Annotated in this window: 9 protein-coding genes; 4 read left to right on the top strand and 5 right to left on the bottom strand. The window is 66.8% G+C overall.

Going from position 1 to position 12,592, the window contains the following annotated elements; translation table 11 throughout:
- Positions 1-33 precede the first annotated feature (33 nt).
- On the top strand, positions 34-4,230 hold the full coding sequence (rpoC, locus tag LC068_RS02915) for a DNA-directed RNA polymerase subunit beta' (RefSeq protein WP_226634395.1): 4,197 nt from the start codon (positions 34-36) through the stop codon (positions 4,228-4,230).
- A gap of 54 nt (positions 4,231-4,284) precedes the next feature.
- Here rpoC and LC068_RS02910 read toward each other — a convergent pair whose 3' ends face one another.
- The 5 genes from LC068_RS02910 to LC068_RS02890 form a co-directional block, all read right to left on the bottom strand.
- The gene (locus LC068_RS02910) at positions 4,285-5,070 is read right to left on the bottom strand and encodes a hypothetical protein (protein WP_226634393.1); all 786 of its coding nucleotides are present in this window, start codon (positions 5,068-5,070) and stop codon (positions 4,285-4,287) included.
- A gap of 69 nt (positions 5,071-5,139) precedes the next feature.
- Positions 5,140-6,417 carry an ABC transporter permease gene (locus LC068_RS02905; protein WP_226634390.1) on the bottom strand — a complete coding sequence of 426 codons (1,278 nt, stop codon included), beginning with the start codon at positions 6,415-6,417 and terminating at the stop codon, positions 5,140-5,142.
- The gene (locus tag LC068_RS02900; protein ID WP_226634388.1) at positions 6,407-7,087 is read right to left on the bottom strand and encodes an ABC transporter ATP-binding protein; all 681 of its coding nucleotides are present in this window, start codon (positions 7,085-7,087) and stop codon (positions 6,407-6,409) included. The genes LC068_RS02905 and LC068_RS02900 overlap by 11 nt, the downstream gene beginning before the upstream one ends.
- A gap of 4 nt (positions 7,088-7,091) precedes the next feature.
- The gene (locus LC068_RS02895) at positions 7,092-8,660 is read right to left on the bottom strand and encodes an efflux RND transporter periplasmic adaptor subunit (RefSeq protein WP_226634386.1); all 1,569 of its coding nucleotides are present in this window, start codon (positions 8,658-8,660) and stop codon (positions 7,092-7,094) included.
- A gap of 119 nt (positions 8,661-8,779) precedes the next feature.
- Positions 8,780-9,076 carry a hypothetical protein gene (locus LC068_RS02890; RefSeq protein ID WP_226634383.1) on the bottom strand — a complete coding sequence of 99 codons (297 nt, stop codon included), beginning with the start codon at positions 9,074-9,076 and terminating at the stop codon, positions 8,780-8,782.
- Positions 9,077-9,440: 364 nt separating this feature from the next.
- Here LC068_RS02890 and rpsL point away from each other — a divergent pair, with 364 nt between their 5' ends.
- The 3 genes from rpsL to fusA all read left to right on the top strand — a co-directional run bounded on the left by rpsL (position 9,441) and on the right by fusA (position 12,578).
- Positions 9,441-9,812, top strand: a complete 372-nt coding sequence (gene rpsL, locus LC068_RS02885; RefSeq protein WP_209120136.1) for a 30S ribosomal protein S12 — start codon at positions 9,441-9,443, stop codon at positions 9,810-9,812.
- A gap of 66 nt (positions 9,813-9,878) precedes the next feature.
- On the top strand, positions 9,879-10,352 hold the full coding sequence (rpsG, locus tag LC068_RS02880) for a 30S ribosomal protein S7 (protein ID WP_123286926.1): 474 nt from the start codon (positions 9,879-9,881) through the stop codon (positions 10,350-10,352).
- Positions 10,353-10,499: 147 nt separating this feature from the next.
- Positions 10,500-12,578, top strand: coding sequence for an elongation factor G (fusA, locus tag LC068_RS02875; protein WP_226634381.1), 2,079 nt, complete (start codon positions 10,500-10,502; stop codon positions 12,576-12,578).
- The last annotated feature ends 14 nt before the right edge of the window (positions 12,579-12,592 follow it).

Below are 12,592 nucleotides of genomic sequence, written 5' to 3'. Positions count from 1 at the left end.
TTTCGCGGCAGTCGCCGCAGCTAAGGAACTGAGATGAACCAGGACGTCCTGAACATCTTCAACCCGGTCCCGGTCACCCCGACCTTTGACCAGATCAAGATCGCCCTGGCCTCGCCTGAGAAGATCCGGTCGTGGTCGTTCGGCGAGATCAAGAAGCCGGAAACCATCAACTACCGTACGTTCAAGCCCGAGCGTGACGGTCTGTTCTGCGCCCGTATCTTTGGCCCGACCAAGGACTACGAATGCCTGTGCGGCAAGTACAAGCGCATGAAGTACAAGGGTATTATTTGCGAGAAGTGCGGCGTTGAGGTCACCCTGGCCCGCGTCCGTCGCGAGCGCATGGGCCACATCGACCTGGCCGCTCCGGTCGCCCACATCTGGTTCCTGAAGTCGCTGCCGTCGCGTATCTCGCTGATGCTCGACATGGCGCTGAAGGACGTCGAGCGCGTCCTGTATTTCGAGAACTACATCGTCACCGAGCCGGGCCTGACCCCGCTGAAGCAGAACCAGCTGCTGACCGAGGACGAGTACTACCGCTACCAGGAAGAGTTCGGCGATGACGGCTTCACCGCCGAGATCGGCGCCGAGGCCGTCCGCAACCTGCTGATGGGCATCGACCTGCACGCCGAGGCCGAGAAGCACCGCGCCGAACTGGCCGACAGCCCCTCGGAAATGAAGGCCAAGAAGGCCTCCAAGCGCCTCAAGCTGATCGAGGCCTTCCTCGAAAGCGGCAACAAGCCCGAGTGGATGGTGCTGACCATCGTGCCGGTCATCCCGCCGGAACTGCGCCCGCTGGTGCCGCTGGACGGTGGCCGTTTCGCCACCTCGGACCTGAACGACCTGTACCGCCGGGTGATCAACCGGAACAACCGTCTGAAGCGCCTCATGGAGCTGCGGGCGCCGGACATCATCATCCGCAACGAAAAGCGGATGCTGCAGGAATCGGTCGACGCCCTGTTCGACAACGGCCGTCGCGGCCGGGTCATCACCGGTGCCAACAAGCGTCCGCTGAAGTCGCTGGCCGACATGCTGAAGGGCAAGCAGGGCCGCTTCCGCCAGAACCTGCTCGGCAAGCGCGTCGACTATTCGGGCCGTTCGGTCATCGTCGTGGGTCCGGACCTCAAGCTGCACGAGTGCGGCCTGCCCAAGAAGATGGCGCTCGAGCTGTTCAAGCCGTTCATCTACGCGCGTCTGGACGCCAAGGGCCTGTCGGGCACCGTCAAGCAGTCCAAGCGCATGGTCGAGCGCGAACAGCCCCAGGTCTGGGACATCCTCGAGGAGGTCATCCGCGAGCACCCGGTCCTGCTGAACCGCGCGCCGACGCTCCACCGTCTGGGCATCCAGGCCTTCGAGCCCAAGCTGATCGAGGGCAAGGCCATCCAGCTGCACCCGCTGGTCTGCGCCGCCTTCAACGCCGACTTCGATGGCGACCAGATGGCCGTGCACGTCCCGCTGAGCCTTGAGGCCCAGCTGGAAGCGCGCGTCCTGATGATGTCGACCAACAACATCCTGTCGCCGGCCAACGGCAAGCCGATCATCGTGCCGTCGCAGGATATCGTGCTGGGTCTCTACTACCTGTCGCTGGTCAAGGACGGTGAGCCGGGCGAAGGCAAGCTGTTCGCCAACATCGGCGAGATCGATGCCGCGCTCGACGCCGGTGTCGTCAGCCTGCACACCCGCATCAAGGCCCGCTGGACCGAGATGAACGCCGAGGGCGAGCTGGTCACCAAGGTGATCGACTCCACCCCGGGCCGGATGAAGCTGGGCGCGATCCTGCCCAAGAACCCGAACGTCGGTTACCGGCTGCTCGAGAAGAACCTGACCAAGAAGGAAATCGGCAATCTGATCGACGTGGTCTATCGCCACTGCGGCCAGAAGGCGACGGTGATCTTCGCCGACCAGATGATGGGCCTGGGCTTCCGCGAGGCGGCCAAGGCGGGCATCTCCTTCGGCAAGGACGACATCGTCATCCCGCAGAAGAAGGTTGGCTTCGTCGAGGAAACCCAGTCGCAGGTCGAGGAGTACGAACAGCAGTACGCCGACGGCCTGATCACCAAGGGCGAGAAGTACAACAAGGTCGTTGACGCCTGGGCCAAGGCCACGGACCGGATCGCCGACGCCATGATGGCCGAGATCGCCCAGCCGCGCGTGCTGGCCGAGGGCGAACGCCCCGACATCAACTCGGTGTACATGATGGCCAACTCCGGCGCCCGGGGTTCGCAGGCCCAGATGAAGCAGCTGGGCGGCATGCGGGGCCTGATGGCCAAGCCGTCGGGCGAGATCATCGAGACGCCGATCGTGTCGAACTTCAAGGAAGGCCTGACCGTCCTTGAATACTTCAACTCGACCCACGGCGCCCGTAAGGGTCTGGCCGACACCGCGCTGAAGACCGCCAACTCGGGTTACCTGACCCGTCGTCTGGTGGACGTGGCGCAGGACTCGATCGTCACCGAGGAAGACTGTGGCTCGACGCGGGGCATTACCCTGCGCGCGGTGGTCGAGGGCGGTGATGTGCTGGTCTCGCTGGGTCAGCGCGTTCTCGGCCGCTACGCCGCCGAAGACATCAAGGAGCCGGGCACCGATACCGTCCTGTTCCCCGCCGACACCTATCTCCAGGAAGAGGAGATCGAGGCCCTCGAGGACGCCGGCGTCCAGGCCGTCAAGGTCCGTTCGGCCCTCACCTGTGAGGCCGAGGCCGGCATCTGCGCCCACTGCTACGGGCGTGACCTGGCGCGCGGAACCAACGTCAACATCGGCGAGGCCGTCGGTGTTATCGCGGCCCAGTCGATCGGTGAGCCGGGCACCCAGCTGACGATGCGGACCTTCCACATCGGCGGTACCGCCCAGGTGGCCGAGACCTCCTTCATGGAGGCGACCAACGCCGGCTCGATCAAGATCACCGGCCCGACCGTCAAGGCGGCGCACGGCGACCTGATGGCCATGAGCCGCAACGTCATCGTGACCGTGGTCGTGGACGGCAAGGATCGCGAGACCCACAAGGCTCCGTACGGCGCCCGTCTGCGCGTGAAGGAAGGCGAGGAGGTCGCTCGCGGCCAGCGTCTGGCCGAGTGGGACCCCTACACCACGCCGATCCTGACCGAAGTCGGCGGCACCATCCGCTTCGAGGACCTGGTGGAATCCCTGTCGTTCCGCGAGGAAACCGACGAGGCCACCGGTATCGCCCAGCGCGTGGTCACCGACTGGCGGGCCAATCCGCGTGGTTCGGACCTGCGTCCGGCCATGGGTGTCACCAACGGTGACGCCTATGCCAAGCTGGCCTCGGGCTCCGACGCCCGCTACCTGCTGCCGGTCGGCGCGGTTCTGTCCGTGGCCAACGGCGACGTGGTCAAGCCGGGCGAGATCATCGCCCGTGTCCCGACCGAGGGTGCCAAGACGCGCGACATCACCGGCGGTCTGCCGCGGGTGGCCGAGCTGTTCGAGGCCCGTCGTCCCAAGGACTGCGCGGTCATCGCCGAAATGGACGGTCGTGTGGAATTCGGGCGCGACTACAAGAACAAGCGCCGCATCAAGATCACCCCGGAAGTGGATGCCGATGGCAACCAGGCCGAGGCGGTCGAATTCCTCATCCCGAAGGGCAAGCACATCTCCGTCCACGACGGCGATCTGATCCAGAAGGGCGACTACATCATCGACGGCAACCCGGATCCGCACGATCTGCTGCGCATCCAGGGCGTCGAGGCGCTGGCCGAGTACCTCGTCAACGAGGTGCAGGAGGTCTATCGACTGCAGGGCGTGCCGATCAACGACAAGCACATCGAGGTGATCGTTCGCCAGATGCTGCAGAAGGTCGAAATCCTGGATTCGGGTGAAACCACCCTGATCAAGGGCGACCACGTCGACATCCCCGAGGTCGAGGCCGAGAACGCCAAGGTCATCAAGCGCAAGGGCCGCCCGGCGACCACCCAGCCGGTTCTGCTGGGTATCACCAAGGCCTCGCTGCAGACCCGCAGCTTCATCTCGGCGGCGTCCTTCCAGGAGACCACCCGCGTCCTCACCGACGCCTCGGTCAACGGCAAGGTCGACAATCTGGAAGGCCTCAAGGAGAACGTCATCGTGGGCCGCCTCATCCCGGCGGGCACCGGTGCCTATCTGCGGTCGCTGCAGAAGGTCGCCAACCAGCGCGATGCCGAGCTCACCGACGCCCGCGAGGCGGCGGTCGAGGCTCTGCCCGCCGATCTGGCGGCCGAACTGGAAGAGACCGAAGGCTGATCGGCCTCACCGGCTGAACGAAACGGGGCGGTGTCGAAAGGCACCGCCCTTTTTCTATTCGTCGGCGTCTCTCCGATCCCGGTCGCTCAGGCCCTGGTCGAGCTGGTCGTTGGTGTCCTGACGGAAGCCGGGGTCCAGGTGCGCGCCGGGACACCCCATGCCGAAATTGGATCCGGGGCAGTCGCCGACACCGGTCACCCCCGTGCCCCCCGCCAGCGGACGGCGCCGGGCCTCATAGCGCTCGATCTCGCGTCGGCCCTCGGCGGCGAAGCGCGCGTCGCGGGCGGGATTGTCGGTCCCCCGGATCGGGGTCGCCTGCGCCGCAGCCTCATTGAAGGCCTCGTCGCACACGGCCTGCTCGGCGGCCGACATGCGACCGTTCCGGGCGTTGCAGCCCAGGGTGCTGGTGCGCAGGCTGCGTGCTACGCGACCACCCTCGGTTTCGGGCCGCACGGCCCATTCCGATGACGGGCGCCCGGGCAGGCCCGGTGTCGCGGGCCGGGTGACCGGGGCCTCCTCGTCGTCATCCTCGGGGCGGGCGAGGGGATCGGTCACGCGCATCGAGCGGTCAGCAGTAGCGGGCAGGGGGGCGGTGCTGGTCGGCGGCGGCGTCCGCGGCGGCCTCGGGCGCTCGCCCTCCAGCAGCGGGCGGGGTTGGATATCGACATAGAGCGGCGGCAGGGGCCGGGTCGTATCCATGACGGGACCAAAGGCGCCGAAGGCCAGCAATCCCAGCACCAGCAGGTGCGCCATGAGCGACAGGGCCACGACGACCGGCAGGCGCCAGCGCGCCTTGCCCACCCTGGTCATGATGGCGTCCAGACGGTCCCTGCGGATCACGGTGGCGGCCTCCCCTCTGAGGGGCAGACAACCGGCCAACCATGGCCAAGTCAGGGCTGAATTGCGGGCCTATTCGCGGCGCAGTGCCTCAATCGGGTCCAGCTGCGCCGCCCGCCACGCCGGATAGGCCCCGAACACCACGCCGACGAAGGTCGAGAACCCGATAGCCAGCGGCGCGGCCCAGGCCGGGATGGCCGCGGGCCAGTCCCCGAACTTCGACATCAGCAGCGCGCCGCCGACCCCGAGGAGCAGGCCGATCAGACCGCCCAGCAGCGACAGGGCCACGGACTCGAGCGCGAACTGGGTCAGCACGTCGCTGCGCCGCGCCCCGATCGCCATGCGCAGGCCGATCTCGCGCGTCCGCTCGGTCACCGACACCAGCATGATGTTCATGATGCCGACCCCTCCAACCACCAGCGACACTCCGGCGACCGCGGCCAGCAGGATGGTGAAGGTGGCCGTCGAGGACTGCGCCGCCTCCTGGATGGAGGTCAGGTTCTGAACGTTGAAGTCGTCCTCCTGTCCCGGGCGGATGCGGTGCCGCTGACGCAGCAGTTCGGCCACATCCTGTTCCAGCCGGTAGAGGGAGTCCTCGTCGACCGCCTTGACATAGATCTGGTTGACGCTGTTCCCGCGAGAGCCCGAGCCCCGCCCGATGACGCGGCTGCGCGCGGCGTCTAGCGGGATGACCACGATGTCGTCCTGGTCCTGAAAGCCCGACTGGCCCTTCTCGCCCAGCACGCCGACGACGGTGAAGGGAATGGGGCCGATGCGCATGCGCTGGCCGACAGGGTCGACGCCCTCGCCGAACAGTTCGCGCACCACGGTCTGGCCCAGAACGGCGACCTTGCGACCGCTGTCGGCGGCGGCCTGATCGAACATCTGCCCGGAGACGATCTCGAGGTCGCGCGCCACCAGATACTCGGGGGTCACCCCCTCGATGCGGCTGGCCCAGTTGGCACCGTCATAGACCAGCTGCGCCCCGCCGTTGACGGCCGGAGAGATGGCCTTGACCCCGTCCAGGGTCCGCATGGCCTCGGCGTCGTCGACGGTCAGGCTGGCGCCCGAGCCCCCGCCGCCGCGCACAAAGCCGCCGCCTGCGCCCCGCGGGGCCCCGGGCCGCACCACCAGCATATTGGTGCCGAGGCTGGACAGGGCCTGTTCGACCCTCTGCTGGGCGCCCAGACCGATGGAGGTCATCATGATGACGGCCGCCACCCCGATCACCACGCCCAGCGACGTCAGGGCCGAGCGCATGGGGTGGGCGGCTATGGCCCCCACGGCGAAGCGCACCAGCTCGAGCGGGCTCATGGCGCTGCTGGTCAGGGGACGAGGATCATGCGGCATTGCGGTCATCCGATACGATCAGCCCGTCGCGAAACGCGACCCGGCGCCGGGCGCGCGCGGCGACCTCGGTGTCGTGGGTGACGATGCACAGGGTCAGACCCTGGCTGTTCAGCTCGTCGAACAGGGCCAGCACCTCCTGGCCGGTGGCGGTGTCGAGCGCGCCGGTCGGCTCATCGGCCAGCAGCAGGTCCGGCGCATTGGCCAGCGCCCGGGCGATGGCCACGCGCTGCTGCTGTCCACCCGACATCTGCGTCGGCCTGTTCTCCAGTCGCGATCCCAGACCCACGCGCTCCAGCAGGGCCACGGCCCGGTCCCGCCGCTCGGCGGGCGCGATCCCGGCATAGATCATCGGCAGTTCGACGTTCTGCACCGCTGTCAGCCGGGGCAGCAGCTGGAAGGACTGGAAGACAAAGCCGATCCGCCGGTTGCGGAAGCTGGCCAGTTCATCGTCGTCATAGTCGGCGACCGGATCGTCCTCGAAGCGATAGTCGCCGCCCGTCGGCCGGTCGAGCCCACCCAGCACATTCATCAGCGTCGACTTGCCCGAGCCGGACGGCCCGATGATGGCCACATGCTCGCCCCGGTCGATGCCCAGCGACACCCCGCCCAGGGCGTGGATGACATTGTCGCCCATGACATAGGTCTTGGTCAGATTATCGATACGGATCATCGCTCTAGAACCGGCCGCCGCCGCCCATGCGGGCGCCGCGACGCTGGGCTTCCAGATCGGGCGCGCGCGGACCGCCACCGGTGATGACCTGATCGCCGGCTTTCAGCTCGCCGCCCAGGATTTCGGTATAGGAGCCGTCGGTGGCCCCGGTCCGCACCGGCACGCGCACAGGCTTGCCGTCCCGCAGCACCCAGACCACGCCGCGGTTGCCGCCGCCGGCAAAACGCAGGCGCTGGGTTTCCAGAATGGCCTGCTGGTCGGGGCGGAGCATGGGTTTGATCTCGTCGAGGGCGGCATTCAGGATCGCCGCCGAGGCCGGGTTCATGCCGCGCCGCCGCTGGCCGCCGCCGGCGCCGCGCTGGGCGCGCATGTCCTGCTGGGCCTTTTCGAGGATCGGCGTGACCCTGGCCTGCTGGTCGCTGTCCAGCTTCAACTCCTCGACCAGGGTGGCGACCAGATTGCCGCGACCGGCGCCGCGCGCGCGGTTGCCGCCGGCGGGCGGACCAAACGGCGATCCACCGCCCTGACGGTCCGCCTGGGCGGCCTGCTGTTCGGCCAGCACATCGCCCGGGGTGAAGCGCAGGGCGGCGTTGGGCACGCGCAGCACATTGCGCTTCTCTTCCAGAATGATGTCGGCATTGGCCGTCATGCCGGGCAACAGCTTCTCGCCCGGATTGTCCGCCTCGACCACGACCGTATAGGCGACCACGCTCTGCTCGGTGGTGGGCAGCACCCGGATCTGGGTGACCTCGCCGGTGAAATTGTCGTCGGCAAAGGCATCGACGGTAAAGCGCACCGGCTGGCCGACGCGGACCGAGCCGATGTCGGCCTCGTCCACCGTCACCAGCGCCTGCACGCGGGACAGGTCCTGGGCCAGGGTGAACAGCACCGCGACGTTCAGGCCCGAGGCCACCGTCTGGCCCGGCTCGATCTGGCGGTCGATGACGATGCCGCTGATGGGGGCGGTGATGGTGGTTCGGCCCAGGGTCGCCTGATTGGCGCGCAACTGGGCCTGTTGCTGGCGCACCTGGGCGCGGGCGCTCTGCTCATTGGCGCGCGCCGTGCGCAGCGAGGCCTCGGCTGTATCCAGCGCGGCCTGGGCGATGATCTGGCGGTCGAACAGGAATTTCTGTCGGTCATACTCGGCCTGGGCCAGGGCGACCTGGGCCTGGGCCTGGGCGATGCCGGCCTGGGCCGAGGCGATGGCCGCCTGCGACTGTTCGACAGACGAGGCCTGGTTTTGAGGGTCCAGACGGGCCAGCACCTGACCGCGCTGCACCCGATCATTGTAGTCGACCAGCACATCGGTGACCTGTCCCGAGATCTGGGAGCCGACCTCGACGGTGACCAGGGCTTCGAGCGTGCCCGAGGCCGAGACACTGCGGACCAGATCGCCGGTGCGTACTTCCTCCGTCCGGTATGGGTCGGCATCGCTGCCGCCGCGCAGGAAGAAGAACCAGACCGCAAGCGCCGCGATCAGCACGCCGGCGCCGGCCATGATCCAGGTGCGACGGTTCCGGCGGCGCGGACGGGGTTTGGGCGAGGACGGGCCGGTCGAAAGGGTCGAGGTCATGCGGATCGGGTCTCGGCGAAAGGAAGGATTGCCCTTGGGCGTGAAGGCTTAACGCCGGCAACCGGCGTTTCCGTCGCAAGCTCAACACGAAACCCGCTGAACCACCGATGAAGGCGGGGTCAGTCGCGCTCGTAGTAGACGTCGACCGTGCATTCCCAGTCATCGCCGTCGCGCGAGCATTCGCAATAGCCGATGTGGGTTACCGACAGGGTGCGCGAGGCATCCCGGCTGCCCCGCACCGAGGCATAGGACAGGTTTCGCACCTGCCGCTCACCGGCACGTTTAGCATCCTGACAGGCGGCGGCCCGGGTGTGACCCGTACCCCAGGCCGACAGCACCTCGGCCATGGCCGGTCCGGCCACCATCAGGCCGACAACGGCGATCAGGCCGGGAAGGGGGAAGCGCAGGCGGGACATGGCGAACTCCTTGCTGTGACGATCCGGGGCGCAGTGTATCGCCGGGGCCAGGGCAGGGGGCTGACCGTCCCTGACGCTGCCTTATGGAAGCTGACGGCAGGGGCTGTCACACGCCCTTGACCCGTGGGCCTTCCGCGCGTAGAACCCGCGCACTTTTGACGGGGCGGATTCGTCGGCTCCGGAGATCGTGACAATCGAATGCGACGGGCTGTGTCCCGCCGGAATGCCCAAAGCGCGCATTCCGGCTTTTGCGTTTGAGAACAATCCACCCGGGCCACGGCCATCCGGCCGGGTCCAAAAGAAGGCTCCGAGACGCCCCGGCCGACAGGCACACGTCTCCTGACATGAAGAGAAAACGGTTCGAATGCCTACGATCAACCAGCTGATCCGCAAGCCCCGCCAGCCCAAGGTCGCCCGGAACAAGGTTCCGGCCCTGAAGGGTTGCCCCCAACGCCGCGGCGTCTGCACCCGCGTCTACACCACCACCCCGAAGAAGCCGAACTCGGCTCTGCGTAAGGTCGCCAAGGTGCGCCTGACCTCGGGCATCGAGGCGGTGTGCTACATCCCGGGCGAAGGCCACAACCTGCAGGAGCACTCGGTGGTGCTGATCCGCGGCGGCCGCGTGAAGGACCTTCCGGGCGTGCGCTACCACATCCTGCGCGGCGTGCTCGACACCCAGGGCGTCAAGGACCGCAAGCAGCGTCGTTCGCACTACGGCGCCAAGCGTCCGAAGTAAGCCTCGCGCCTCACGATTTAATTCCCGGCCCGGGCCGGACCCCAGACAACCAAGAAGAGCAAGCCCATGTCCCGTCGTCACCGCGCCCAGAAGCGTGAAGTTCTGCCGGATCCCAAGTTCGGGGATCTGATCGTCACCAAGTTCATGAATTACGTCATGTACGAGGGCAAGAAGGCCGTCGCCGAGAACATCGTCTATGGCGCCTTCGACATCCTGGCTGACAAGAAGAAGGACATGGAGCCGGTCGCGACCTTCCATTCCGCGCTGGACAACGTGGCCCCGGCCGTCGAAGTCCGCTCGCGTCGCGTCGGCGGTGCCACCTATCAGGTGCCGGTCGAGGTTCGCCCCGAGCGCCGTCGTGCCCTGGCCATCCGCTGGCTGGTCAACGCTGCCCGCAAGCGCGGCGAGAACACCATGACGGAAAAGCTGGCCGCCGAGCTGCTGGACGCCGCCAACAACCGCGGCACCGCCGTCAAGAAGCGCGAAGACACGCACAAGATGGCCGAAGCCAACCGCGCCTTCAGCCACTATCGCTGGTAGGCGCCTTCAAAGCGTCACCTGCACTGACTATCTGAGGGTTCACGGCGCGGGCGGTTTCAGCTAAATCGCCCGCGCCGCACATCCGCACAGACCGACTTTCCCGAGGGCGCCCCCCGCGCCCTGATCTCACTTCAAGGCACGTTTCCCATGGCCCGCATCAACAAGATCGAGGACTACCGCAACTTCGGCATCATGGCCCACATCGACGCGGGCAAGACGACGACGACCGAGCGGATCCTGTTCTACACCGGCAAGAACCACAAGATCGGCGAAGTGCACGACGGCGCGGCCACCATGGACTGGATGGACCAGGAGATGGAGCGCGGCATCACCATCACCTCGGCCGCCACGACCGCCTTCTGGCGTGAAAAGCGCCTGAACATCATCGACACCCCCGGCCACGTGGACTTCACCATCGAGGTCGAGCGCTCGCTGCGCGTGCTGGACGGCGCCGTGACCGTGCTGGATGGCAACGCCGGCGTCGAGCCGCAGACCGAAACCGTCTGGCGCCAGGCCGACAAGTACCGCGTGCCCCGCATTGTCTTCGTCAACAAGATGGACAAGATCGGCGCCGACTTCGACAAGTCGGTCGAGTCGATCCGCGACCGCCTGGGCGCCAAGGCCGTGCCGATCCAGTTCCCGATCGGCGCCGAATCGAACCTGAGCGGCCTGGTCGACCTGGTCCGCATGAAGGCGGTTGTCTGGGACAACGACAACCTGGGCGCCAGCTTCCACGACGAGGACATCCCCGCCGATCTGGTCGACAAGGCCAATGAGGCCCGCCAGTACCTGATCGACAACGCCGTCGAGCTGGATGACGAGGCGATGGAAGCCTACCTGGAAGGCCAGGAGCCCTCGGAAGAGACCATCAAGAAGTGCATCCGGAAAGCCGTGCTGACCGGCGCCTTCTATCCGATCCTGTGCGGCTCGGCCTTCAAGAACAAGGGCGTGCAGACGCTGCTGGACGCTGTCGTCGACTACCTGCCGTCGCCGGTTGACATCCCCCCGACCCCGGGCATCGACTTCAAGACCGAAGAGCCGATCACCCGCAAGGCGTCGGACGACGAGCCCCTGTCGGTTCTGGCGTTCAAGATCATGGACGACCCCTTCGTCGGGTCGCTGACCTTCTGCCGCATCTATTCGGGCAAGATGGAAACCGGCCAGTCGCTGCTGAACTCCAGCCGCGACAAGAAGGAGCGCGTCGGCCGTATGCTGCTGATGCACTCGAACAACCGGGAAGACATCAAGGAAGCCTACGCCGGCGACATCGTCGCCCTGGCCGGCCTGAAGGAAACCCGCACCGGTGACACCCTGTGCGACCCGATCAAGTCGCCCGTCATCCTCGAGAAGATGGAATTCCCGGCGCCGGTGATCGAGATCGCCGTCGAGCCCAAGTCCAAGGCCGACCAGGAGAAGCTGGGCGTCGCCCTGGCCAAGCTGGCGTCGGAAGATCCGTCCTTCACCGTCTCGACCGACCACGAGTCGGGCCAGACGATCCTGAAGGGCATGGGCGAGCTGCACCTGGACATCAAGATCGACATCCTGAAGCGCACCTACAAGGTCGAGGCCAACATCGGCGCGCCGCAGGTGGCCTACCGTGAATCCATCAGCCGCAAGGCCGAGATCGACTACACCCACAAGAAGCAGACCGGCGGTACGGGCCAGTTCGCCCGCGTCAAGCTGGTGTTCGAGCCGGGCGAGCCGGGTACGGACTTCGTCTTCGAATCCGCCATCGTCGGCGGTGCCGTGCCCAAGGAATACATCCCGGGCGTGGAAAAGGGCCTGAAGTCGGCCAAGGAAAACGGCCTGCTGGCCGGCTTCCCGGTCATCGACGTCAAGGCGACCCTGGTCGACGGCGCCTTCCACGACGTCGACTCCTCGGTGCTGGCGTTCGAAATCGCCTCGCGCGCGGCCTTCAAGGAACTGCGTGAGAAGGGCGGACCCAAGCTGCTCGAGCCGATCATGGCCGTCGAGGTGGTGACGCCCGAGGAATACCTGGGTTCGGTCATCGGCGATCTGAATGGTCGTCGGGGCATGATCCAGGGGCAGGACATGCGCGGCAACGCCACGGTGGTGAACGCCTTCGTGCCGCTGGCCAACATGTTCGGCTATGTGAACACCCTGCGGGGCATGTCGCAGGGCCGCGCCCAGTTCACGATGCAGTACGACCACTACGAGCCGGTGCCGCAACACGTCGCCGACGAAGTGATCAAGAAGTACGCCTAACCCAAACCCCCTGC

Source organism: Brevundimonas poindexterae (assembly GCF_020524625.1).
GTDB lineage: Bacteria > Pseudomonadota > Alphaproteobacteria > Caulobacterales > Caulobacteraceae > Brevundimonas > Brevundimonas poindexterae_A.
This window is presented reverse-complemented; position numbering and strand designations above follow the sequence as displayed.

Excerpts from the sequence above, each read along its gene's own strand:
- fusA (WP_226634381.1), top strand. The coding sequence starts at position 10,500 with ATGGCCCGCATCAACAAGATCGAGGACTACCGCAACTTCGGCATCATG.
- LC068_RS02895 (WP_226634386.1), bottom strand. The coding sequence starts at position 8,660 with ATGACCTCGACCCTTTCGACCGGCCCGTCCTCGCCCAAACCCCGTCCG.
- rpsG (WP_123286926.1), top strand. The coding sequence starts at position 9,879 with ATGTCCCGTCGTCACCGCGCCCAGAAGCGTGAAGTTCTGCCGGATCCC.
- LC068_RS02900 (WP_226634388.1), bottom strand. The coding sequence starts at position 7,087 with ATGATCCGTATCGATAATCTGACCAAGACCTATGTCATGGGCGACAAT.
- LC068_RS02890 (WP_226634383.1), bottom strand. The coding sequence starts at position 9,076 with ATGTCCCGCCTGCGCTTCCCCCTTCCCGGCCTGATCGCCGTTGTCGGC.
- rpoC (WP_226634395.1), top strand. The coding sequence starts at position 34 with ATGAACCAGGACGTCCTGAACATCTTCAACCCGGTCCCGGTCACCCCG.
- rpsL (WP_209120136.1), top strand. The coding sequence starts at position 9,441 with ATGCCTACGATCAACCAGCTGATCCGCAAGCCCCGCCAGCCCAAGGTC.
- LC068_RS02905 (WP_226634390.1), bottom strand. The coding sequence starts at position 6,417 with ATGCCGCATGATCCTCGTCCCCTGACCAGCAGCGCCATGAGCCCGCTC.